The sequence below is a fragment of the Mycobacterium sp. Panama NTM2 genome (assembly GCF_054355555.1).
In genome coordinates, this window is the sequence record NZ_CM135953.1 from 1,613,244 (window position 1) to 1,637,295 (window position 24,052).

Annotated in this window: 19 protein-coding genes and 1 other RNA gene; 10 read left to right on the forward strand and 10 right to left on the reverse strand. The window is 68.1% G+C overall.

Going from position 1 to position 24,052, the window contains the following annotated elements:
- Positions 1-23 precede the first annotated feature (23 nt).
- Both ACXYX3_RS07710 and ssrA read left to right on the forward strand, forming a co-directional pair.
- Positions 24-2,225, forward strand: coding sequence for a putative bifunctional diguanylate cyclase/phosphodiesterase (locus ACXYX3_RS07710; protein ID WP_458611146.1), 2,202 nt, complete (start codon positions 24-26; stop codon positions 2,223-2,225).
- A gap of 69 nt (positions 2,226-2,294) precedes the next feature.
- Positions 2,295-2,663: a transfer-messenger RNA gene (gene ssrA, locus ACXYX3_RS07715) on the forward strand.
- 40 nt (positions 2,664-2,703) lie between these two features.
- Here ssrA and ACXYX3_RS07720 read toward each other — a convergent pair.
- Both ACXYX3_RS07720 and ACXYX3_RS07725 read right to left on the reverse strand, forming a co-directional pair.
- Positions 2,704-4,650 (reverse strand): YhgE/Pip family protein, encoded by a 1,947-nt coding sequence (locus tag ACXYX3_RS07720; protein ID WP_458611148.1) that lies wholly within the window; start codon positions 4,648-4,650, stop codon positions 2,704-2,706.
- Positions 4,647-5,348, reverse strand: a complete 702-nt coding sequence (locus ACXYX3_RS07725) for a hypothetical protein (RefSeq protein WP_458611150.1) — start codon at positions 5,346-5,348, stop codon at positions 4,647-4,649. Before ACXYX3_RS07725 ends, ACXYX3_RS07720 begins: the two co-directional genes overlap by 4 nt.
- A gap of 91 nt (positions 5,349-5,439) precedes the next feature.
- On the opposite strand from ACXYX3_RS07725, the gene ACXYX3_RS07730 reads away from it, so the two are divergent.
- Positions 5,440-6,051, forward strand: a complete 612-nt coding sequence (locus tag ACXYX3_RS07730; RefSeq protein WP_458611151.1) for a TetR/AcrR family transcriptional regulator — start codon at positions 5,440-5,442, stop codon at positions 6,049-6,051.
- Between the two features lie 13 nt (positions 6,052-6,064).
- Here ACXYX3_RS07730 and ACXYX3_RS07735 read toward each other — a convergent pair whose 3' ends face one another.
- Positions 6,065-7,876 (reverse strand): serine/threonine-protein kinase, encoded by a 1,812-nt coding sequence (locus ACXYX3_RS07735; protein WP_458611153.1) that lies wholly within the window; start codon positions 7,874-7,876, stop codon positions 6,065-6,067.
- Positions 7,877-7,983: 107 nt separating this feature from the next.
- Between ACXYX3_RS07735 and ACXYX3_RS07740 the strand changes: the two genes are divergently transcribed.
- Complete coding sequence (locus tag ACXYX3_RS07740) at positions 7,984-9,402, forward strand: DUF2252 domain-containing protein (RefSeq protein WP_458611155.1); 1,419 nt, start codon at positions 7,984-7,986, stop codon at positions 9,400-9,402.
- 9 nt (positions 9,403-9,411) lie between these two features.
- Here the strand turns inward: ACXYX3_RS07740 and ACXYX3_RS07745 are convergent, their stop codons facing one another.
- Positions 9,412-10,323, reverse strand: a complete 912-nt coding sequence (locus tag ACXYX3_RS07745; RefSeq protein ID WP_458611157.1) for a lytic transglycosylase domain-containing protein — start codon at positions 10,321-10,323, stop codon at positions 9,412-9,414.
- Between the two features lie 182 nt (positions 10,324-10,505).
- On the opposite strand from ACXYX3_RS07745, the gene treS reads away from it, so the two are divergent.
- On the forward strand, positions 10,506-12,725 hold the full coding sequence (treS, locus tag ACXYX3_RS07750) for a maltose alpha-D-glucosyltransferase (protein ID WP_458611159.1): 2,220 nt from the start codon (positions 10,506-10,508) through the stop codon (positions 12,723-12,725).
- Here treS and ACXYX3_RS07755 read toward each other — a convergent pair whose 3' ends face one another.
- On the reverse strand, positions 12,726-13,970 hold the full coding sequence (locus tag ACXYX3_RS07755) for a sulfotransferase family protein (RefSeq protein ID WP_458611161.1): 1,245 nt from the start codon (positions 13,968-13,970) through the stop codon (positions 12,726-12,728).
- 31 nt (positions 13,971-14,001) lie between these two features.
- Here ACXYX3_RS07755 and ACXYX3_RS07760 point away from each other — a divergent pair, with 31 nt between their 5' ends.
- Entirely contained in the window at positions 14,002-14,577 is a 576-nt protein-coding gene (locus tag ACXYX3_RS07760; RefSeq protein WP_458611163.1) for a TetR/AcrR family transcriptional regulator, read from the forward strand.
- Positions 14,574-15,689, forward strand: coding sequence for a DUF1214 domain-containing protein (locus ACXYX3_RS07765; RefSeq protein WP_458611165.1), 1,116 nt, complete (start codon positions 14,574-14,576; stop codon positions 15,687-15,689). Before ACXYX3_RS07760 ends, ACXYX3_RS07765 begins: the two co-directional genes overlap by 4 nt.
- Positions 15,690-15,695: 6 nt before the next feature.
- Here the strand turns inward: ACXYX3_RS07765 and ACXYX3_RS07770 are convergent, their stop codons facing one another.
- The 4 genes from ACXYX3_RS07770 to ACXYX3_RS07785 form a co-directional block, all read right to left on the reverse strand.
- Positions 15,696-16,127, reverse strand: coding sequence for a VOC family protein (locus ACXYX3_RS07770; RefSeq protein ID WP_458611167.1), 432 nt, complete (start codon positions 16,125-16,127; stop codon positions 15,696-15,698).
- A gap of 63 nt (positions 16,128-16,190) precedes the next feature.
- Entirely contained in the window at positions 16,191-16,724 is a 534-nt protein-coding gene (locus ACXYX3_RS07775) for a nuclear transport factor 2 family protein (protein ID WP_458611169.1), read from the reverse strand.
- 19 nt (positions 16,725-16,743) lie between these two features.
- A complete protein-coding gene (locus ACXYX3_RS07780; protein ID WP_458611171.1) occupies positions 16,744-17,559 on the reverse strand; it encodes an aminoglycoside phosphotransferase family protein in 816 nt (271 codons plus the stop codon).
- Positions 17,559-18,725, reverse strand: coding sequence for an LLM class flavin-dependent oxidoreductase (locus tag ACXYX3_RS07785; protein ID WP_458611173.1), 1,167 nt, complete (start codon positions 18,723-18,725; stop codon positions 17,559-17,561). Before ACXYX3_RS07785 ends, ACXYX3_RS07780 begins: the two co-directional genes overlap by 1 nt.
- 114 nt (positions 18,726-18,839) lie before the next feature.
- Here ACXYX3_RS07785 and ACXYX3_RS07790 point away from each other — a divergent pair, with 114 nt between their 5' ends.
- The gene (locus tag ACXYX3_RS07790) at positions 18,840-20,174 is read left to right on the forward strand and encodes an APC family permease (RefSeq protein WP_458611175.1); all 1,335 of its coding nucleotides are present in this window, start codon (positions 18,840-18,842) and stop codon (positions 20,172-20,174) included.
- Here the strand turns inward: ACXYX3_RS07790 and ACXYX3_RS07795 are convergent.
- The gene (locus tag ACXYX3_RS07795; protein ID WP_458611176.1) at positions 20,171-22,792 is read right to left on the reverse strand and encodes an AAA family ATPase; all 2,622 of its coding nucleotides are present in this window, start codon (positions 22,790-22,792) and stop codon (positions 20,171-20,173) included. The two genes, ACXYX3_RS07790 and ACXYX3_RS07795, sit on opposite strands and share 4 nt — an antisense overlap.
- 164 nt (positions 22,793-22,956) lie before the next feature.
- Between ACXYX3_RS07795 and ACXYX3_RS07800 the strand changes: the two genes are divergently transcribed.
- Positions 22,957-23,256 (forward strand): DUF4242 domain-containing protein, encoded by a 300-nt coding sequence (locus ACXYX3_RS07800; protein ID WP_458611178.1) that lies wholly within the window; start codon positions 22,957-22,959, stop codon positions 23,254-23,256.
- A gap of 50 nt (positions 23,257-23,306) precedes the next feature.
- A complete protein-coding gene (locus ACXYX3_RS07805; protein ID WP_458611180.1) occupies positions 23,307-23,993 on the forward strand; it encodes a PAS and ANTAR domain-containing protein in 687 nt (228 codons plus the stop codon).
- Positions 23,994-24,052: the final 59 nt, after the last annotated feature.

The window sequence follows — 24,052 nt, forward strand, 5'->3', positions numbered from 1 at the left end:
CGTTCGCGCCCTGGGGTGATGAGGTGTCCCACCGAATCGCCGCGGTGGTCATGTGCTGCACCTCTGTGGGCGCCATCGGCTACGGCCTACTCGTCGCGCGGCGGGTGCACGGCACCGCTCGGTGGTGGCGTCTGCTGGCCATCGGTGCCATCGCCAGTCTGCTGGCGGGTGAGGCGTGCTGGTGGCTGCTCGGTGCCGATTCGTTCCCGGTGTGGGTGGCTTTTTACTGGCTGTTCCCGCCGCTGAGCTTGGCGTCGGTGCTGGTGTTGGCGCTGCGCGGGGGCCGGCTCTCCCTGCCGCGCGACGGCTCACTGCGACACGCTGCGGCGCTGACGCTGCTGGACGGATTGGTGGCTGCCGCGTCCTTCGCGATCCTGGTCATCTTCGGCCTGGGTGATCCGTCGACGTCGTCGTTTCCACGAATCGACAGTGCGGCGGTGCAGGTTCCCTTCGCGCTGGCCGAGATCGTCGTCGTGGTCGTCGCCGCCGTGACCGGCATGGTGTATCACGCCGAACATCCGTACCGCGTCAACTACCTGCAGCTGGGCAGTGGACTCGTGCTGATCGCGGCCTCCGATCGCGTGATCGCCTACTTCGACACACTGGGCATGCCCGGCGCGGCGATGTGGGGCGAGATGGGGTTGGCCCTGGGGCCGCTGTTCGTCGCGTTGTCGATGCGACCACGCGCTTCCGAGCCGGCGCCGACGACGGGATCGAGACTCATCGACTGGGCGCAGCTGGTGCTGCCGTACTCCGGGTTTCTCGGCATCACCGTGCTGTTGGCCTTCCACGTCCTCACGGGTAACGAGTTGGGCACGGTGGTGGTCGCCACGACGGTGGTCATGGTGGTGCTCGTCGCATCGCGGCAGGTCGTGGCGATGGGGCAGCAGCGCCTGTTGACCCGCAGGCTCTACGAGGTACAGCGGCGCCTCGCCCATCAGGTCATGCACGATGCGCTGACCGGGCTGCCCAACCGGCTCTTGTTCGCTCAGCGACTCGAGGCCGCGATGCGCGACGGCGAATTCGGACTGATCTTCGTCGACCTCGACGACTTCAAAGACGTCAATGACCGGTACGGGCACGCGGCCGGTGACGAACTCCTGCGCGCCGTCGGGGAGCGGCTGCAGAAATGCCTGTCCGAGGCCGACATCCTCGCGCGCATCGGCGGTGACGAGTTCGCGATACTGATCAACGCTGAAGCGGAGAACCCCGACGTCGTCGCCGATCGGCTCCGGATCGCGCTGCGGGACCCGTTCCCGTTGCACGGCTGGTCGTTGAGAGTGCGGGCGAGCATGGGCCTGGTGCATTCGGGAGCCGGGCCCAGCGCCCTGAGCTCGGACGATCTGCTCCGGCAGGCAGACATTTCGATGTATGCCGGCAAGCGACTCGGCAAGAACACCGTGGTGGTGTACCAGCCCTCGGCCGGGCTGCATGCGGACTTCCCGTCCACGTTGCGCGCCGCCGCCGGTGGGGTGCCGGCCGGCTTCACCCTGCTCTACCAACCCATCGTCGCCCTACCCGACGAAAAGCTGGTCGCGGTGGAGGCGCTGGCCCGGTGGACGACCCCCACCGGTCTGCAGATCCCGCCCGAGACGTTCGTCGCGGCGGCCGAATCTGCGGGTCTGGGTGCCGTGCTCGACGAGATGGTTTTGCACTTGGCCTGCACCCAGGTGGCCGGTACCGGTCTCGACGTGGACGTTCACGTCAACATCGGGGCGTCCAGGCTGGGTCATCCCGGATTCGAGGACAACGTAAGGCGGACCCTGTCGAAATGTGACGTCCAACCGGGGCGCCTGGTGCTGGAGATCACCGAGACGCTGCCCATCGTGGACCTGGTCGGTGCGGCCGCCCAGATCGACCGGTTCAACGGGATGGGGGCACGTGTCGCCCTCGACGACTTCGGTGCCGGGTACAACTCCCTGGCGTATCTGCACGCGTTGCCGATCGACATCGTCAAGCTCGACCGCAGCCTGACGGTGGGCTCAGAGGCCGTGCGGGAATTGACGCTGTACCGATCGATGGTGGGATTGTGCGCCGACCTGGGTCTCGACGTGATCGCCGAGGGCATCGAAACGGCCGACCAGGCGACGACGGTGTTGGCGGCGGGCTGCCGGCTGGCACAGGGCCATCTGTTCGGCCGGCCGGCGCCGCTCGCCGATATCGTCGCCGAGTACGGAGCAGTGCGCGGCGACACCCGAGAAGATGTCGCACTGCCCGCGGACTAAAAACCCACTGGATCATGTTGAAAGGCCCGGTAGTATGAACCTTCCTGCTGAAAGTCAGCGGGGGTGCGAGGGGCTGAACGGTTTCGACTTCGCGCATCGAATCAAGGGAAGCGTGCCGGTGCAGGCAATTGACCACCGTAAGCGTCGTTGCAACCAATTAAGCGCCGATTCCAATCAGCGCGACTTCGCCCTCGCTGCCTAAGCGACGGTGAGTCTGTCAGACCGGGAGCGCCCTCGGCCCGGACCCTGGCATCAGCTAGAGGGACCCACCCATACATCCGGTCGCGGGATGTACGGGGACATCAAACAGCGACTGGGATCGTCATCCTGACTTGTTCGCGTGATCAGGAGATCCGAGTAGAGGCATAGCGAACTGCGCACGGAGAAGCCTTGAGGGAATGCCGTAGGACCCGGGTTCGATTCCCGGCAGCTCCACCGGATACAGGCCGGGCCACATGGCCCGGCCTGTTTCGTATCCCTACATCTTCACGCTCGGGACCAACCGGGTGAGGTTCCACAGCTGGTTGCGCCGTGCCGCCAGCGACGTCAGCAGCATCGATCCCAGCCACAGCGCCACCAGGACGATCAGCGCCTTCCACAGCCGACCGTCGATGCCGCCGAGGATCAGCTGTCGAAGTCCGTTGACGCCGTAGGTCATCGGGTCGAGTCGATGCAGCGCTTGGAACGGCGTGGTGGTGGTCTCGACGGGGTAGAGGCCGCCCGCGCTGACCAATTGCACCATGAGCAGCATCATCAGGAGCACCTTGCCCAGCACCGGGCCGAGCAGGGCGCTGATCGCCTGCGCCACCGCGATGAACGCGCACGATGCCAGCATCATGAAGCCCAGCATGGCCACCGGGTGTTCCGCGTGGACGTGCAGAGCGAAGCGGACCACGCAGTACAGGATGATCGCCTGGGGAATTCCGATGAGCACCGCGGGCAGATAGCTCGCCAGGGTCACGCGGATCGGATTGATCTCTGCGGCGATCGCACGGTTCTGCAGTGGACGAAACGCCATCCACAGCAGCATTGCCCCGAAGAACAACGCAAGCGTGAGGAAGAACGGCGCCATGCCGGTGCCGAAGTTGGGTGCCGAATTCTCGTGCGAACTCGTCAGCTGAACAGGCCCGCCGATCGCCCCGGCGATGGCGTCCTTCTGCTGCGGCGTCCAATCGGGAACCCGCTCGGCGCCGTCTGTCAGCTTGGTCGCCAGCTCTTTCGATCCGGAACTCAGTTGCGCTGTGCCAGCGCTCAATTGGCGGGCGCCGTCATCGAGTTTGGTGATGCCGGCGTCCAGTTTCGCGTTGCCGGCTGCCACCTGCTGAGCGCCCTCACGCAACTCGGTGAGCTTGTCGTTGAGTTCCTTGCTCGTGGCGGAGATGTCGGAGAGTGCGGAACCGACGGGTCCGCCCGAGTCGGCGACGGCGCGGGCCTTGACGAGCTTGGCCTGGATGTCCGCGGTGCGCTGATGTGCCAGCAGTTGATCCCGGGTCTCGCGCAACCTCGCGGTCGCGATCGCCGACACCGGGTCCTGGTTGGCCGACAGGCTGTCGATGACCGACGTCAGCGACTGGGCGGCGGTGTCCTGGGCTCCGATGATGGTGTCGAGTTCGTCGGACGCCTCCGTCACTGCCGAGGCGCTGTCCTGCACTCGACCGTTGACCTGATCGCTCTGGGTACCGACCCGCGCCACCAGATCGGTGATCTTCAGCAACGGATCCGTCGCGGTGTCGATACCGTCGGAGAGCGTGCGAGACCCCGCGGCCAGTTGTGCTGACCCGGTGCGCGCGGTGTCGAGACCTGCAGCCAATTGTCCTGCGCCGCTGTCCACTTGGGCTGCGCCGTCAGCGAGCCGACTCGCTCCGTCGGCCGCCTGCTTGATCCCCGTTCCCGACGTGGTGATCACCGACAGCACCTGGTTGACCGCCTGCCCAGAGATCCTGGTCGATACGGCGTTGAGAACTTGCTCCACGGCGGTACGGCCGATGCTCGACGAGATGTAGTTGTTGGCGTCGTTGTACTCGGCGATCAGTTGCGCCTTACGGGGATTGCCGGTGGTGGGTGAGGCGATGGCCTCGCTGAAGTCCGGCGGCAACTCCAGCATGAAGTAGTACTTACCGTGCGCGACTCCGTCGCGCGCCTCGGCGTCGTCGACCAGGTGCCAGTCCAGGCTCTTGTCGCTGGTGAGCCCGTCGGCCACCTCGGCTCCGGCGTTGATGTGCTGGCCGGACACCTCGGTACCCCGGTCCGAATTGACCAGTGCCACCGGCAATCTGTCGACGTGGCCGAACGGATCCCAATAGGCCCACAGATAAAGGGCACCATAGGTCAACGGCATCAACATCAGGATGACGACGGCGATCCGCGTCATTCGATTGCGGGCGAAGCGTTTGATCTCCGACCCGAAGGCGAGTTCGCGCATCATCTCGTCAGTCCTTCCCTGCGATGGTCGCCGATGTGCACCTCGTGCTCGGGTGCCTGATCGCCGAGTGCGTTCGTCACACCCACGACGACAAGGCGCTCGGCGGCGAGCGCGCCGAGCCGTCGCACCGCCTGCGCCCGCCGCTCGTTGTCGCGCACCTGCTCGAGATCCCCGACGACCAGGATCGGCCGGTCCGACAACTGCGCCAGCGCGATCTGCAGCAGAAACAGCTCCAGATCGCCCAGATCGCCGATGTAGTCGGTCGGTGCCGGACGGTCCAGCTCCCCGAACACCTCGCCCAGGACGTCTCGATCGTTGCGCGGTCGGCGAAACAGGGGAGCGAGCCAGCGACGCTGCTCGGCCAGGACCGTTCCGACGGTGACGGCCTCGTCCAGATCATCGATGTCTGCAAAGGCCGCGATCGCGCAGTGCCGGCGGATCGCCCGTGGCGAGGTCTCGCCGAACACGGTGACGGTCCCGGCGCTCGGCTCGAGCCGGCCGGCCAGCGTGAGCAGCAGTGCTTTCTGGCTGTGCCCGCCGGGCATCTGGATCGCATGCAGGCCGCGATCGAGGTCGAGGTCCACGTCGCGGAACAGTGGGCCGTGCTCGCCGTCGAACGTCAACCCGCGGGCCACGACGAGTGCGTCGCCGTCGGTACCGCGCAGCGTCTGCGGAGTGGGTGCCGCAGCATGCCGGCTCATCGTCGCCTCCTGGTTGCCATCGAGAACAGCGGGTGCTTCAATACGATATGCATTCAATACGGAATGTATCGAGTTTGAAGGGCCGGTTGTCGTGAACGTCACAGAGGCGCAGAGAACCCGCCGGCGCAGCAACACCCGTGCGCGGCTCATCGAGGCCACCGATGCGCTCATCGGCGACACGGGACGGACGTGGTTCAGCGTCGAGGAGGTGTGCCGCGCGGCCGGCTACACCCGAGGTGCCTTCTACTCCAGCTACGACGGCATGGAGAACCTGCTCTTCGAGGTGTACGGGCATCAGAACGACGCCCTCGTCGAGCGGCTGCGAAGCATGGCCGAACCCCTGCTGAACACAGCGGGCGTTCTGGAGACCGATCGCGTGGTGCGCCATCTGCTCAAGGCCGGCGTCGCCGATCAACCGCGCATCGCGCTGCACGCCGCCCTGGTGGCCCGCGCCGCGCACCAGCCCGACATCGCCCGCGCGCTGGACGCCCAGGTCGAGCGTCTCCGCGAAGGGCTGCAGCAGATCTTCGTCGAGCTGATCGCCAAGACCGGCCGGACGTTGACCGTCACCCCCGAGGTGTTCACCCGCGCGTTGATGGCCGCCCAGGCCGGCGCCTCCGGCCAGTTCCTCAGCGACCGCGCCGCCACCGAGGAAGTCCGCTACCTGACCGCGCTGGCCGTCGTCGAGGGCTTGTCCACCTGAGACCGCCGGTCGACTACCGGGCGGCGTGCAGTGTGATCTCGGAAATCGCCGTGCGGCTCTTGCCGTCGGTGGTGCCCAGCTTGCTGATCCACACCAGCACATCGGACGTCGCCGTCGCGTCCGTGACGTCGATGCGGTTGTGTCCCGGCTGCAGGCCGATCGTGGGGGTGAGCGGGGTGGTGACGGCCAGTGCGCCCGGATTCTGGGTGGGCGACGACCGGATCTGAACCTCGGTTCCGGTGCTGGACAGGTCGATCGTGACCGCGCTCAACGCCGTCGGTTCCGACAGATGCAGCATCAGGCCCTCACCCTCGATGAAGTTCGGGAAGGGCACGGGGTCGGTGTAGGTGACCGTGGACCAGGACGTCTCCGGATTGCCGTCGATCACCAGGTCCGCCTCGTCCGGGTTGTCGGCGGCGCCGGCCGGCGCGAACACGGTGACGCTCGCCGGCGTCACCAGCGGGCCCGGCCCCTGCTGCGTCGCCAGGCCGAACCCATCGGTGAACCATGCGATCGCACCCACTGCCACCAGGATCACGCCGGCCAGCGCGGCGAGGATCGCGGGTCGGCGGCCGCGGCGTGTCGGTAACGTTTCGGGTGGCCTTTCGGGCGCCGCCTCGAATGCCGCCGTCGGGCGGGACGACCGCGGTGGCGGGGTCATCGGTGCCGGGTAGACGGTGATCTCGTCGGCATCGAGTGTCCGGCCGTCCCAGACGCCGTCGACCTCGACCGTGGCGCCATCGGCGAGCGAACCGGTCGCGAGGTGCACGTTGATCGCGACGGGGACCGACGCGGGCAGATGATCAGGTGGATCAGACAGCGTTAGGTCAAACGACACCGCCTGCATCTCGCCTCCGGCGTCGACTGGGCGGTGCTCCACGCGGCGCGCGGTCCCACGCAGCGTCAGCTGCTCGAGGCGTTGCGTGACCGGGCGACCCTGCGGAGCAACGGCCTTTGCCGTCGAGTGGGGTTGCGTGTCCTGGACAGCTGGACGCGGACGCGCCAGGGCCTCGGCGAAGTCGAGGCAGGTGGGGTAGCGCTGAGCGGGGTCTTTGGATAGGGCTTTCGCGAGGACGCGGTCGAGGTGCGCGAGATCGGGCCGGCGGGCAGAGATCCGCGGGGGCGGTGTGCCCAGATGGTGACCGATGACGACCGCACGGTTGGCGTCATCGAACGGCGGCGCGCCGGTCAGCAGGTGAACCGTGGTCGCCGCCAACGAATACTGATCGGCGCGACCATCGAGTGGCTGGCCTCGCAGCTGCTCGGGCGCCATGTAGCTGACGGTCCCGATCGCCATGTTGTCATCGGTGAGGTTGCTGACGTCGTCGATGCGACGGGCGATGCCGAAATCGGTCAGCAGTACGCGGCGCCGTCGTCCGTCCGACGCGGTGACGAGGATGTTCTCGGGTTTGACGTCACGGTGGAGTAGGCGCCGTTCGTGGGCGAAGTCGAGCGCATCGGCCACCGCGGTGACGATGTCGACGACCTCGTTCTCGGGCATCCCATGCGGATAGGTCTGCGCGAGCAACCGCCCCGCGTCCGTGCCGTCCACGTAGTCCATGGAGATCCACAGCCGGCCGTCGAACTCACCCCGGTCGAGCACGCCGACGATGTGCGGGTGGCGCAGCGTCGCCGCCATCTCGGCCTCCCGGATGAACCGGGCGCGGAACTCCGTGTCCGCCGTCGACGTGGGCGCGAGGATCTTCAGCGCGTCGTGACGAGGCAGGCGAGGATGCTGCGCGAGGTAGACCTCACCCATCCCGCCGGTGCCGAGCGGCCGCTCGATCAAGTACCCGGCGAAATGTTCGCCCGTGTTCAGCGGCATGCAGCGAGCCTACAAACCGCTCCCGCGGCGTGCGGCACCCCGCGTTGGGCCGACGAGCCCCTGCCGAAAACCTCCGCGTCGTCGCCGACCCGCGCACCATGGGACCGGTGACCACTGCCGAGCCGACACGCCACACCGTCCTGGCGGAGACCGACAGCGCGGCGTACCACTCGCTGCGACGACAACCGGTGACGCGCGCCGAGCGGTACGCGCTCGGAAAGAGCCTGCGCAAGCGGGTGCCCCGGCGGTCACTCGCGCAGTGGACCCCGCCCGCCGACAGGCCGGACCCGGTGCGGCTCATCGACGAGAACCATCGCGGCCGGGTCGATCGGCTCATTCCCATTCGGGTGGGACGCATGGTCGCCTCGCCCTACGGATTCCTGCGCGGGAGCGCGGTCGTCATGGCCGAGGACGTCGCTCATCTACCGTCGACCGGCATCACGCCGGTGGTGTGCGGTGACTCCCACCTCGGCAATTTCGGGTTCTACGCGTCCCCCGAGCGCGATCTGGTCATCGACCTCAACGATTTCGACGAGGCCCACCCCGGCGGGTGGGAGTGGGACGTGCGCCGTCTGGTCGCCAGCATCTGGGTGGCCGGCCGCCACAACGGTGCCTCCGAGGACGACTGCGGCCACGCGGTCCGATCGTGCGTCGCGGCCTATCGCAGCGAGGTGCGACGGCTGGCCGACGAGCCCCTGTTCTCGCGGTCGTTCACGCGGATCGACGTCGACCGGCTGGCCGGTGAAGCGCACGGGCCGCTGGCCGACGAAGTGCGTCGCTCGGCCAAGCGTGCCCGGCACCGCACCAGCGATCGTGCGCTGCCCCGGTTCACCGAGGAAGTCGACGGGGACCGCCGGATCGTCGAGGAGCCTCCGCTGATCACACGGCTTTTCGCGCGGGAGGCCGACGCACTCGCCGAGGCGCTCGACGCGTACCTGCCGACGCTGTCCTCCCACTGGCGTCGCGTGCTCGGGGGATACACGCTGGTCGACGTCGCCCACAAGGTCGTCGGCGTGGGCAGCGTCGGTCTGCGCGCCTATGTGGCGCTCCTCGAGGGTTCCTCACCCTCCGACGTCGTCTTCCTCCAGCTGAAGCAGGCGCGCCGCTCCGTCCTGGCGCGATACGTGCACGGGGAGTCGGCGTGGCACGCGCACCAGGGGCAGCGGGTGGTCGAGTACCAGAAGGCCCTGCAGACGGTCAGCGATCCGCTGCTGGGGTGGACGACGGTCGACGGCCTGCAGTTCTACGTCCGCCAGTTCCGCAACATGAAGGGCACGATTCCGTTGGACGCGATGGACGCAGGGGCGCTCATCGACTACACCGCGGTGGTCGGGCAACTGCTCGCCAAAGGGCATGCTCGCACCAGCGGCGCCTCGATGATCGCCGGGTATCTGGGCGGCTCCACGAAGGTGGACAAGGCGTTGTGCGCGTTCGCCCGGCGATACGCCGACCAGACCGAAGCCGACCACGCCGCGCTGGTAGCGGCTGTCGACCGCGGTCGGATGCCCGTCGAACGCGGGGTGTGACGACCAGAATCAGCGTCCGGCAACGGGTTTCGATGCCGGCTTCGATGCCAGATAGTCCTCCACCGGAATCGGCTCGGTGGCTGCGTAGTCATCGGGCAGCAGTACGTCACCGGCGGTGGTGTTGACGTAGACGCCCCAGCAGTAGAACCCCCGCAGTCCCGCCGGGTCGGCGGCGATCACCGTCGCGTAGTCGGTGATCGCCCGCACGTACTGCCGCGAGTTGTTGTAGCGGTACAGCGCATGGTCGCGGTCGCGCGCGAAGCCGTTGGCGGAGAGGTAGCGGCCGGCGGCCATGATGGCGTCGCGCGGGTCATGGATGTCGCCTCCTGCGCCGTACGCCGCGAACGTCGCAGGCATGAACTGCATCGGGCCCTGCGCACCGGCCGTGCTGACGCCGGCCACCCGCCCGAACGCGGTCTCGACGAAGTTGACGGCAGCGAGCACGTGCCAGTCGACGCCGAACGCGGCCTCCGCCTCGCGGTAGTAGCTCATCAACTCCGCGACGGGCCGCGGCGCGACGATCCGCCACGCCGGCAGGGTCGCGCGGGGTCGTGCCATCGCCCCGAGCTGACGGCGCGCGTCGATGTTCAGGTCGTAGGAGTTCAGCAGCTCGGCCGGCACGCGGGCGCGGGCCGGCCCATCCCACTCGGGATGGCGGGCGAGGAGGCGGTAGGCCGCTTGCTGGCGCCGGGCGGCCGCCACGACGAGGGCGTCGGACGACGCAGGGTCGCGCAGGGCCCGTTCGTCGGCGACGACGCCGTCGGCGAGACCCACCGGCTCCGTCGCCAGCACGCGGGGCGGGGTCGCGGCGACCGATGGCGGCGGGGGTGCGGGGGCCGCGGGTGGCTCGTGGGCAGCGGAGCAGCCGGACAGCGCCAGTGTGCACGCCGCGACGAGGGCCGTTGCGGTGCGAACCGCCATGCTCCTGCTCAGGCTGCGCTCCTCTTCTCATGCGTCGAGTCGATCCCCGGCCGCCAGTATCGTCGTCACTGGCGATCGCGCCACAGTATGTGTCGGGCGGTTTCCCGTCACGGCGCGGTGGCAATACGGGCAGGGATATCGGGCACGCGCGTCATCGATGGGCGCCGACGAGGAGGAGATGCATGTCGGAGTTGGAGGTCACCGACGAGGGACACGAGTCGGTCGAGCCCACCTACGCCGAGCACCTGCATCCGGCGCGCCCCCGCACGCTGCGGTTCCGCCCGCGCGTGAAGTCCTCGTTCGTGCGCCGGTCGGTGGCCCAAGACGGCCCCGCCAACGGCACGAACCCCGCCTATGTGGAGTGGTTGCGGGCGCAGTCGATGCTCGCCGATGCCAACGAGATCAGCGCTCAGTTCTCCGGTCAGGGCTCGATGTGGCAGAACCCCTTCGCAACCCCCAACCCGCGCGGCGCCGTCGACACCGCGTCGGTGTGGTTCACCGCCTACCCGCTGTCACTGATCACCCGGCCCGATGAGTCGTTTCTCAAGGCGATGGCCAGTGAGGACATGTGGAAGGCGTTCGCCGAGATCGGCATCGAGGCCATCCACACCGGCCCGGTCAAACGTGCCGGCGGCATCTCGGGCTGGCAGTACACGCCGAGCGTCGACGGACACTTCGACCGGATCGGGACGCAGATCGATCCCGCGTTCGGGACCGAGGACGAATTCCGGCAGATGTGCGCGACGGCCGCGTGGTACGGCGGCACCATCATCGACGACATCGTGCCCGGCCACACCGGCAAGGGAGCCGACTTCCGGCTGGCCGAGATGAAGTACGCGGATTACCCGGGTATCTATCACATGGTCGAGATCGACCCCCGCGACTGGCACGAGCTGCCCGACGTCCCCGCAGGCGCCGATTCGATCAACATCGACGCGGCCACCGAGGAGTGGCTGGACAAGGCCGGTTACATCATCGGCAGGCTGCAGCGCGTCATCTTCTACGCCGAAGGCGTGAAGGAGACCAACTGGAGCGTCACCCGTCCGGTCACCGGCGTCGACGGCGTCGAGCGGCGCTGGGTCTACCTCCACTACTTCAAGGACGGTCAGCCGTCGATCAACTGGCTGGACCCGTCGTTCGCGGGCATGCGGCTGGTCATCGGGGACGCCCTGCACTCGCTGGCCGATCTCGGAACCGGTGCACTGCGCTTGGACGCCAACGGTTTTCTGGGCGTCGAGAAGGCCGCCGCGGAAGGGTCCTCGGCGTGGTCGGAGGGTCACCCGCTGTCCGAGGCGGCCAACCATCTCATCGCCAGCATGGTGCGCAAGGTCGGCGGGTTCACGTTCCAGGAGCTGAACCTGACGATCGATGACATCCGCCAGATCGGCGAGGCGGGCGCCGATCTGTCCTACGACTTCGTCAACCGCCCGGCCTACCATCACGCCCTGGCCACCGGCGACACCGAATTCCTGCGGCTGACGCTGCGGACCACGCTCGAACTCGGGGTCGATCCCGCATCGCTGGTGCACGCGCTGCAGAACCACGACGAGCTGACCTACGAACTGCTGCACTGGGAGAACGGCCACCGGGACGACGTCTACAGCTTCCGCGGCGAAGAGGTCACCGGTGAGCAGATCGCCGCGACGGTGCGCAGCGATCTGATCACGCAGCTCACCGGGCCGGACGCACCCTACAACCGGACGTTCACCACCAACGGAATCGCCTGCACGACAGCGACGGTGGTGTGCGCGGCACTGGGTGTGACGGATCTCGACGAGATCGGCGACATCGATCCGATCCGGCGTGCGCACCTGCTGCTCGCGATGTTCAACGCGTTGCAGCCGGGCGTGTTCGCTCTGTCGGGCTGGGATCTGGTCGGCATGTTGACCCTGCCGGTCTCCCAGGTCGCCGAGCTGGTCGCCGAGGGCGACACCCGGTGGATCAACCGCGGCGCGCACGACCTGATGGGGACCAACCCGAATGCACGACAGTCCTCCGCCGGAATGCCGATGGGCCACAACCTGTACGGGCCCATCCCGCAGCAGCTCGCCGACGAAACCAGCTTCATCCGGCAATTGCAGGCCATCCTGAAAGTGCGCTCGCACTACGGGATTGCGACCAGCCGTCAGCTCGACATCCCCGAGGTGTCGCACCGCGGCATGCTCGTGCTGGTCCACGAGCTCGACGGCGAGGGACGCTTGCAGCTCACCGTGCTCAATTTCGCTCAGGAGCACATCGCCGGCACCGTGCGGTCCGAGCATCTGCCGCCCGGCGCGGTGGTGTCGGACATGTTCAGCGGCAACGAGATCGCCACCGTGGACGATCTGCACAGCTTCGCGACCGAAATGCCGCCGTTGCACGGGATGTCGCTGCTCGTGGAGGCTCCGGCCGCGCCGGAGTGATCACCTCAGGAATCGTCGGACGTAGCCGCTGAACCGTGCGGCCAGTTCCTGCTCGTCGAGTCCCACCATCGCGCCGGTACACGCCACGCGGCCGAACCGGTTGCGTTGGTGCCCGGCCAGATAGCCGTCGATGGCGGTCCGCGCCTCCTCGGTCAGAGGTTCGCCGGCCAGGGCGTACACCCGCTCGGCGACGCCGCGTTCGTCGGCCATGAACTCGTCGAAGCGGACGTCGGCCGACTCATCGGGACCCACGATGTCGCGATCGCGCACCAGCGCCTCGAGCAGCTGCTCGAGCCGATCGGCCCAGGAAGACGCGATCGTGCGCACGGGCGGTGCGGCGCTGTACATCCGGGCGGTGTAGGCCACCATCGCGACCATGGAGAGCGCCACCGGGACGGGATCGCGGTGCGTGCACACCACCACGGCACCGGGGAAGACGCGCCTCAGCACGGTGAGCTGCTCGAGGTGCTGTGGTGATTTGAGCAGCCAGCGGCGGCCGCCGCGCAGGAACTGCATAGCTTTCAGCTGGGTGCGCAGATACTCGTAGTGCGGTGTCTGATCGTGGGCGCGGTAGTACTCGCGCCAGGTCGGTACGTGTGCCAGCGTCTCCATCAGCATCGTGGAGAAGTCGTTGGCCAGCAATTGAATTTCCTCGTGCACATGCTCGCTCGTCATCTCGTGCATCGCGCGGAAGTGGGGGAGTAGCAGATCCATCATCGACACCGCCAGCTCCATGCGAGCCACCCGCGGGTCGGGCTCCATCCCGGTCTCGGCCGGCAGGGGAAACGGCTCGGCGCTTTCCCAGTAGGGCATCGTGCGGAAGGTGGGGCCGGCGGCGAGCATGTTGTGCAGATGCGTGGTGCCGGTGCGGGGGAGCCCGGCGATGACGACCGGCGGGACGAGTTCGACGTCGTGGATCTCGGGATGGCGGCGCAGCAGATCGGTGAGCAGCAACCGATTGGTCAACCACTGGGACAGCTGGCGGAAGAAGTTCACCCGGCCGCACTCGTGCATGTCGTCGAGGTCGGCCAGGGCGCCGAGGTAGACGTCGAGGCGTTCCCGGTAGTCGTCGGCGCCGAAGTCGTCCAGACCGGTCGCGTGCCGTGCGGCCTCGTGCAGCGCGTCCGAGGTCAGTTCGCAGCCATCTGCGACCGACCCGATCATGTCCCGAACCTGTTGCGCCTCAATGGTGTAGCGCGGTCGCGCCAGGTCGGTGAGCTCGATGACAGCGGGTGTGGTGTGCATCACAGCAAGTTATGTTACTTTGAGTCACGTAATGACGACAGAGCTCGGCCGGCCTCGCGACCGGCGCATCGACGACGCCGTGTTGACGGCGGCTGCCGAGATGATCGCCGAGGTGCCGTACGCCGAACTGTCGGTCGATGCGATCGCCCGGCGGGCCGGGACCAGCAAGCCCGCGATCTACCGGCGCTGGCCGAGCAAAGCGCATCTGGTGCACGAGGCGGTCTTCCCGATCGGGGAGGCGACCCGGATTCCGTCGACGGGATCGCTGCCCGCCGACATCCGCGAGATGGTGCGTCGGGTCGCGGCTCTGCTCACCGCACCCCCGGCCCGGGCCGCCATCCCGGGCCTGATCGCCGAGATGGCTGCGGACCCCACACTGCACGCCGCACTTCTGGCACGGTTCGGCGACGTGATCACCCGTGGACTGGGCGACTTCCTGCGCGCGGCCGTGCAGCGCGGCGAGGCCCGCCCGGACGTGGACGCGGCAGAGCTCGCCCAAGCCGTCGCCGGCATCACGATGCTCTCGCTGCTGACCCGCCCCGACGTCCCCGATGACGGCTGGCTGGACCGGACCGCCATCCTGATCACGAGAGGAATCGCCGCGTGAGCGCCGAATCCACCACTGCCTGGCGGGAACTGGTCCAGACCCTGGGTGAACTCGACCGCGGGTTCACCGAGGGTGACCGGGCCGTCGCCGACGACCGCCACCTCGCCGACGGCTATCGGATGTTGGCCACCACGCTCGGCGTCGCCTTCGACACGTACCTGTTCGCCGAGCGCAGCAGACCCCAGTTCGTCGAGCTCAACACGCCGTTCCGCCGAGACCGCCGCTGGGGAGGAGACAACACCGACGCCTGGTACCACCTGTGCCCTGTCGACGACCGTCGTCGGTACCGGATCAGTGGCAATCGCGGTGACAGCGTGTACTTTTCGGTCACCGCTTACAACGAGCCATCGCCCGGCAGCTGGTCGGACCGGATCGTCGCCATCGTCAACGATTCCGACCTGGAGGCCGACGGCCGGATGGACGCCGACGGCGACTTCTCCTTCGAGATCGGACCGCTGCCTCAGGTGTCGGTGCTCGTCACGAGGGACTATCAGGCCGATCCGCTGACCGGCAGGCCGGTGCGCTGGCACATCGAGGCGCTCGACCCGCCCGACCCGATCCGACACTCGGATGCCGAAACCGCAGCCTCGCTGCGCGCCTGCGCAACGTGGCTGCGCACCATGTTCGCCATCGTTCCGTTGACGGTGGGCACCCGGGTCGACGATGCGCACGCGCTCGGCCACGAAACCGGCCAGGTGGCCAATGAATTCGGCGAGCCCTACCAGGTTCCCGACGCGAACTTCGGGTGGTCGGCCCGTGACGCCTGCTATGCGTATGCGAGCTTCGTTCTCGACGACGGCGAGGCGCTCGTCGTCACCCATCGCCCGCCGGCGTGCCGCTTCTGGAACCTCGTGGTGTGGAACCAGTTCATGGGCGGCCACATCGTGACCGACGCCCGGGTCTCGATCAACGGCGCGACGGCGGTGCCCAACAGCGACGGTTCGGTCACGGTGGTCATCTCGAAAAGCCAAGCAGCACACCCCAATGCGATCTCCACGGTCGACTATCCGCGTGGCAACCTGGCGTTCCGGTGGTTCCACGCCGACCGCGTGCCCGCGCGCCCCCACGTCGCGCTGGTGAAACTCTCGGAGGCGCCGACGCAGGTGGGGTGACGCCGTTCAGTCCAGCGGGGCGGTCAGCTCGATGTTGATGTCGTCGGGATCCTGGAAGGACAGGATCGCGATGCCGGCCTCTTCCACCACCGAGATGGCGCCGTGGGGGATTCCCGCGTCGGCCAACGCGCTCTGCGCCGCCGCCAGCTCTTCGCGCCCGGCGACGGCGAAGCTGACGTGGTCCAGGCCCGTGTGTTGCGGATCGAACTCGCCGTCGCCGCCGGGCCGCAGGCCGAACAGCGTGCCCTGTGGTGTCTGGTACACGGCCCCGCCGAAGAACCGTTCGGGTGACTGCGCGATACCCGGGTCGTCAGCCATCGATGACGTGTCCACCACCAGCGGCCAGCCGAACACCGTGTCGTAGAACTTCTTGGATCGGGCGATGTCCTTGACGGTGATGCGGACATGCGCGAACCCGGTGCTGTCGACGAGAGCCATACCGTCCGGCATACCCGTCACGAGAGGAGTCCGATACCGGGGCGGAGCATATTCACCGAATCGTCATCCGCCCCGCCCGAGGAGCGAGAAGAAACCGTGCGACGGATCGTCGTCACCGGGGCTGCCGATCGCGGTGTGGCGGGTGATCGGATGGCGCAGGTCGGTCTGCGAGGGGTCGCTGACCCGGGCCCAGTCGGTGACGATCATCCGATGCGTGAAACCCCATCGCCCGGAACGCTTTTCGTACGTGTCGAGATAGCGTCCGCCGACGATGACGTCGACGTCGTGGTCGCCGGCCGCGAGGGTGTGGGTGGCCAGCATGTACACCTCGCCTTCGGCAGCGTCTCCGTCGATCGCGAAATTGACCGTCGTGACGTGATGTTGCATCGCTCTCAGGTACGGCCGCGCGGCGGTGATCTGCGCGACGAGATCTGTGGCGGTCCCCGTCGAGAAGCCGCCGTGCCGATCGCTCGCACCTGCGTGATAGAGGCTGCGGAGCAGGTCGGCGTCGCCGCGGTCGACGGCGCGGCAGTATCGATGGACCAGTCGCTGCAGGGCGAACTCGTCGAGCATCAGCGTCAGATTCGGATCGGTCATCGAGAGACACCGTATGCGGTCAGTCCTGGACCGCTTTGGCGATCGCGAGGTAGCGCGTCACCTCATCCGGTCCGATATCAGGTCCGACATCCGCCCCGGTGGCCGCCCGCACCATGCGCACGATCACCCAGGCGCGCGTGCGGTCCTCGTCGAGTCCCGCGACGTCGACCAGTGTCCAGAAGCGTTGCCGGATACCGTCGCGCACTCGCCCGGCGATCTCGTCCCAGCGATGGGTCAGCATCGGCGCCACATCGTCGTTGCGGTCGCCGTTGACGGGCAGCGGGTCGACGGCCAGCCACGGTGTGCGGTCGGCGGCGCGCACCGTCGCGGTGTGCAGGTTGCCGTGCAGCACCACCTCGGCGCCGTTGCCGTCGGCGAGCAGGTCACGACCGAGGGCATGCGCCTGCTCGACCAGGCGGCGCGGCACGGTGGGGGAGACCGGTGGCGCGTCATCGAGCCAGCGGCCCAATTCCGCTGTCGCAGAGAGAAGTTGGGGCATCGCGGGCACGTGCAACCGCGCGTACAGACCGGCCACCACCTCGCAGGCGTCCGTGTCGCGCATCGTGTCCAGCGTGGCCGGCCCGGCGCGTTCGGTCAGCACGACGTGGCGGTGCGGATCTGCCCGGAGCAGTCGGACCGCGCCGTCGCCGCCCCACCGCCGTAGCACCAGATGCTCGTGGGCGAATGCCGGTGAGCCGATCTTGAGCAGTGCCGGTACGTCGTCGGCGGTGCGCACCGGCAGTGTCTTCGCATCGGGTCCGTCCTGAGATGGTCCGTCGGTGCGCAGCTGCCATTCGTCGATCAGGTGCCGAGCCAGGGAATCCCGGTCGAGCACTAGGGGGCGGCCGGGGAATGCTTGGCCTGTTGTTCGGCGGCGTGGTCCTCGATCGCTTTGCCGATGGCATGCGCTGCGCGGTCGACGAATTCGCGTCCACTCGCGGTGACCCACTCTTGCGACGAGCGCGGTGGCGTGAGGTGACCGGTGAAGTGCGGGATCACGTACTGCGCGAACAGCTCATAGCTTTTCAGCTTGGCCGTCGGCGGCGCCCAGTCGTGGTCGAACAGTAGGAATGCCCCGAATCCGCCGTCGCTGGCCTCGATCAACTCGTCGATCTTGGCGACCGCGTCAGCGGGGGTGCCGATCACTGCGAACCCGGACTCCCGGTTGTTGGCGATGATCTCGGCGACGGTGTCGCCCTGCACCGGTCCGGCGGGCAGGATGTGGCTGAAGTAGCGCGAGAACTCGGCGATGCCGTACGCGACGTCGCGCTCGGCCTGCTCGCGCGTTTCCGCCAGATGCATGGGTCCGACCAGGCGCCACTTCGACCGGTCCGCGATGTGCCCGTGCTCGAGCGCCACCTCCTCCCACGTCTTCCAATGCTGGGCCAGCAGATCCATCCCCTGTCGCGCGGTCGCCGCGATCGACAGCATTCCGATGCCGTGCCTGCCCGCGCCGCGCGGGCCGGTGGGGGAGAAGGAAGCGGCGACCGCGACGTCGAAACACGGATCGCTGTAGGGCGCGAGCTGCAGCCGGGCGTCCTGCAACGTGAAGCCGTCGGTGTGCATCGTGACGGTCTCGCCGCGCAGCAGCCGCATGATCGCCTCGAGGCACTGCTCCATTCGGGGCCGCTGTTCGTCGGCCGGGATGCCGAGCATGTGCGCGTCGGAGGTCAGCTGACCCGGCCCGCAGCCGAGCATCACCCGTCCGCGGGTGAGGTGGTCGAGCAGCACCATGCGGTCGGCCAGCATCAGCGGATGGTGGTAGGGCAGGGAGCTGACGCCGGTGCCGAGCTTGATGTGCTTGGTGCGCTCGGCGGCCACGGCGTTCATGACCTCCGGCGAGGCGATGATCTCGAATCCCGCCGAATGGTGCTCGCCGATCCATGCCTCGTGAAAGCCCAGCCGGTCCATCGCCACGATCAGATCGAGATCGCGTTCGATCGCGAGCGTCGGATTCTGTCCGGTGGGGTGAAACGGTGCCATGAAGTTTCCGAAACGCATCGGTTCATTCTGCGGTGTCGTCGGGGTTCCTCGGGCCTAGATGGCGACGCAGTGGGTACTGATTCGTGCGGACCTGCGCGTGAGCGCCCTGAACCGGCCCGGGAAGGACACCCGATGTCATCTGACACCGGCACGGCGAACGACGCCGGCGCCTCGACGACGAAACTGGCCCGCCGGATCACGGGTCCCCTGCTGTTCCTGTTCATCCTCGGCGACGTCCTGGGCGCCGGCATCTACGCGTTGATGGGCGTGCTGTCACAGGAAGTGGGCGGTGTGTTGTGGGCGCCGCTGGTGATCGCCCTGGTGTTGGCGTTGCTCACGGCCGGGTCCTACGCCGAGCTGGTCACCAAATACCCCCGCGCGGGTGGGGCGGCCGTGTTCGCCGACCGCGCGTTCGGCAAGCCCCTGCTGTCGTTCCTGGTCGGATTCTCGATGCTCGCCGCCGGCGTGACGATTGCCGCCGGGTTGGCGCTGGCGTTCTCCGGTGACTATCTCGCGACGTTCGTCGACGTCCCCGTCGTACCGGCGGCGCTGGTGTTCCTGCTGTTGGTCGCATGCCTGAACGCGCGGGGGATCTCCGAATCGTTGAAGACCAACGTAGTGATGACCGTCATCGAGCTGTCCGGTCTGCTGATCGTCATCGCGGTGGTGGCGGTGATGCTCGGCCGCGGGCAGGGCGACGTGGGCCGCGTCGTCGAGTTCCCGGATGGGTCCACGCCGGCGCTGGCGATCCTGGGCGGGGCCATCATCGCCTACTACTCCTTCGTGGGGTTCGAGACCTCGGCCAATGTCGTGGAGGAGATCAGGGACCCGAGTCGGGTGTATCCGCGAGCGCTGTTCGGAGCACTGATCACCGCCGGGGTTATGTACGCGCTGGTCGGTGTCGCGAGCGCCATTGCGCTGCCGGCGAGTGAGCTCTCCGAGTCCTCGGGGCCGCTGCTGGCCGTCGTCGCCGCGTCCGGTGTGGGTGTGCCCGACTGGGTGTTCAGCCTCATCGCGTTGATCGCCGTGGCCAATGGCGCCTTGTTGACCATGATCATGTCGAGCCGCCTCACCTACGGAATGGCGGAGCAGGGCCTGTTGCCCGCGGTGCTGACCCGGGTGTTGCCGCGCCGCCGCACACCGTGGGTCGCGATCGTTGCGACCACAGCGGTGGCGATGCTGCTCACGCTGGTCGGTGACCTGTCCACGCTGGCCGAGACCGTGGTGTTGCTGCTGCTGTTCGTGTTCCTGTCGACCAACATCGCGGTGCTGGTGCTCCGCCGCGACGAGGTCGCGCACCGGCACTTCCGGGTGTGGACGTTCGTGCCGGTGCTCGGCGTCGCGTCGTGCCTGCTGCTGCTGACCCAGCAGAGCGCGCAGGTGTGGCTGTTCGCCGGGGTCCTGCTAATCGTCGGCGTCGTCCTCTACGTCATCGCGCGCGGGGTCACTCGGCGGGGGAGTTCCTAGAGCGGCGCGGACGGGCGGGTGAGCAGACCTGCCTCCTGGGCCCGGCGGACAGCGTCGCGCCGACTCGCCGCGCCCAACTTGCCGAGGATCGCCGACACGTGGTGGTCGACCGTCTTCACCGACAGGAACAGCCGCTCGGCCAGTTCCGCATTGGTCAGGCCGTCGGCGAGCAAGCGCAGCACGTCGAGCTGCCGACTCGTGAGCCCCGCCGGATTGGCCAGGGTGCTGGTACGCCGCGGCCCGGGTACGGCGGACACTCCCGTCGCACGCAGATCGGCGCGCACTTTCGCCGCCACCGCGTCCGCGCCCAAGCGTTCCAAGGTGTCCAGCGCGCGGCGGCACGAGGTGGGCTCCCCGGCCTCGGCGCGTGCCAGCGCCGCGTCGTAGGGGCTCGACAGGGCCTCGAACGCCTCGGCGGCCTTGTCGTGGTGGCCGCCGAGGAGCAAGGCATACGGTTCGGCGATGTCGGTGGTGTCTGCGACCGGCACGCCCAACCGATGCAACCACACGGCCAGCTCGCCTTGCGCCCATTCCAAACCGGTGTGAGAAGCGCTGTCGCGCAACAGGTCCAGGCACTGCTCGAGACGCGGTTCAGGGCGCCCGGTCAGCCAGCGACGCTCGGCTGACGCTGCGGCGACAGGCAGCACCCGGATCGGCTCGCCGAAACGGTCGGCGAGATCCCAGGCCTGGTCGATCAGTTCGCCGTCGTTGCCGTCGCGGCGTAGTGCGATCAGCCCCCGGATCAGCAGTGGCCACATCCGGGCCAGCGGGGCACTCGGGCTGCCGAGCACCGAATCGGCATCGGCGAGCGCTGAGTCCCAATCACCGGACAGCAGCAGAAGTCGACTGCGCGAACCGATCTGCACCATTCGGCAGATCGGCAGGTCGTGTTCGACCATGAGCGGGATGCTGCGGCCCAGTAGGTCGGCGGCTGCACCGAGACGGCGCTGCTCGACGTCGAAGTGGGTGAGGTTGGTGTATCCGCTCGAGTAGATCTCGTCGATGTGGCGCGGAGCCGCCGACAGCACCGCCAACACGCGGTCCCGCGAACCCGCCACCCCGGACAGGACGCCGCAGTACTGCCCGATCAATTCCACACGCGCGGTCAGATCGGTGTCGGAGGTGGCGGCGGCGATGCCGCGGGCGCGGTCCAGCACAGCCTCGGCCTCGGGGATTCGGTTGGCCTGCACCGAGAGATAGGCCTGCATCGCCACACCATGGCCCAGCTGGCAGAAGAACGTCGCATCATGCTCGGCGCCAAGGGTGTCGAGCACCGCGACCGCTTGGTCGGCGTGCGCAACGGCCGCGGCGCGGTTACCGCTGTACCACTCGTAGACCGACAGCGCGTGGTGGTTGGCGCTGACCGCCACCGCGTCGCCCAGGGCACGGCGCACCAGCAGCGCCCGTCGGCTCGCCGCGATCGCGTCGCTGAGGCGGTCCGTCAGGTAGTACTCCGCTGCCAGCAGCTCGAGTATCTCGGCCTCGACCGCATCGGCGAGCAGGCTGCTGTGCTGCAGGGCCAGCTCGAAGAACCGGCATGCCTGGGTGTGCGCCCCGGCCCGGGTCGCTGCTCGTCCGGCGTCGGCCGCGGTCGCCGCGGCCAGCGCCGTGTCACCGGCGCCGAGCGCATGGTGGGTAAGAACCGCAGGGTCTGGCGCCGCGACCGTCCGCAACGCCTCGACGAACCGGCGGTGCAGGCCGGGTTCAGCGCCCGGCGGCAGGACGGCGGCGACTGCGCGCCGACAGAGGTCATGCCGGAAGGCCACGCCGCGGGCGTCGCGTCTGATCAGCTTCGCCCGGTCTGCGGCGCGCAGCGCAGGGAGCGTGACACTGAGCCCGACGAGCAGGTGATCGCCGATCGCGCCCGAGGAGCAGGTCAACAGCGCGAGGAGATCCCACGCATCGGCGTCGAGGTCGGTGGTGCGGGCCAGGATCGCATCGCGGACTGTGGTGGGAAGTTCGGCGCCCTCGGAGCAATCCTGGTCCAGCATCTCGCACACGAAGAACGCGTTGCCGCCGGTGATCCGATGCAGCCGGGCGGGATCGACGGCGCGGTCACCCACCAGGGCGGTGATGGCGTCCACGTCGAGCGGAGGAACGTTGAGTGCGTGTCCGTGCGCAGAACGGGCGACGTCCCCGAGGAGTCCGCGCAACGGATGGGATACGTCCACCTCGTCGTCGCGCAGGATTCCGATGATCAGCAGCGACGAGTGTGAAGCCCGGCGGAGCAGGAACCGGAACAGGTCGAGCGTCGCGTGATCGGCCCACTGGAGATCGTCGATCACCAGGATCGCCGGCGTTTCCCGCAGGTCGTCGAACACCGACGCGAAGATGTCGTAGGGCTGCTGGCCGTCGGCGAGCTGGCGCCGCGTGGCCGCACCCAGCTCGTGGGCGACGTCATGCAGCGGCCCGAGCGGACGCGGAGTGGTCAGCGGGTCGCACGCGCCCCACAGAACCCGCGTGTGAGCGTTGACGCGGGCGACGAACTGCTCGACGAAAGTCGTCTTCCCCGCGCCCGATTCGCCACAGACCAGCACCGCGCCGCCCTGTCCGGCACGCGCTCTGGCCTGTAGGGCCGCGAGCCGGTCATGCTCCCGCTCGCGCCCGGTGAGCGTCACCGGCTGATCGTATCGAGAACTCCCGGTCCGTCGCGTGGGGAAATAGGGAGGTTTTCCCGATGACGGGGGACGCGCCGGCGAGAAGAGTCGGGGATGTCCGGCGCGCGCCGGGCGCTACAGCGAACGACAGACGTCGAACGAAGAGCCTCGAACAGGAGAGAACCATGAAGAGATTCCTCATCGAACGAAACATCCCCGGAGCCTCGGAGCTGACCGAGAAGCAGTTGGCCGCCATCGCCTGCACTTCCAATGCCGCAGTCGATTCCCTCGGCGTCCCGTACCGCTGGGTGACCAGCTATGTCGCTGGAGACAAGATCTACTGCCTGCACGAGGCCGACGACGAGGAGACCATCCGGGAACACGCCCGTCGCGGTGGTTTCCCGGCCGATGTGGTGGTCGCGGTCGTGCACGAATTCGGGCCGCAGAGCGCCGTCGCCGCGTCGACATGCGTTGCGGGGTCGTGAGATCTGGGTAGAAGGCGGATCCGGCCCACGGGGGATGGAATAATGGCGCAATGCCGGAACCCGCCTCCGCTCCCGAGCTGCAATCAGCCGGGCAACGGTCGTCGACGAGCCAGCTGCCGGCCGGTGGTTTCCGCTTCTGGTTCGTCGGGCAACGCTGGGAGTGGTCCGACGAGGTCGCGCGCATGCACGGATACGAACCCGGCGCCGTCGAGCCGAGCACCGAACTGCTGCTCTCCCACAAACACCCGGACGATCGTCGGCACGTTCAGGAAGTCCTCGACCACGCGTTGCACCATGGCGGCTCCTTCAACAGCAAGCATCGCTTCGTCGACACCGGCGGCGTGGAGCACAACGTCATCGTGATCGCCGTTCGGATGTACGACGACGAGGGCGCGGTGGTGGGCACCGAGGGCTATTACGTCGATCTGACCGAAACCCTCGACAGGGAACGCCGGGCCGCGCTCGACGAGTCGCTGCCCGACCTCTTCGAAGCTAGGGCCGCGATCGAACAGGCGAAGGGCGCGTTGATGCTGACCTACGGCGTCGACGCAGATCAGGCGTTCAAGCTGCTGATGTGGCGGTCGCAGCAGACCAACACCAAGCTGCGGGCCCTTGCGGCGCAGCTGGTGTCCGAGCTGAGTGCGGTGACGGTCGACGACGCAGGGTTGCGCCGCCGGGTCGACCATTTGTTGCTCACGGTGCACGAGCGCGTCGGCCAGAACGCCGAGCGCCGATGATCAGGACACGGTTGACGATGGTTGACGATGGCGGAGCGGTGACAGTGGATACGAGGATG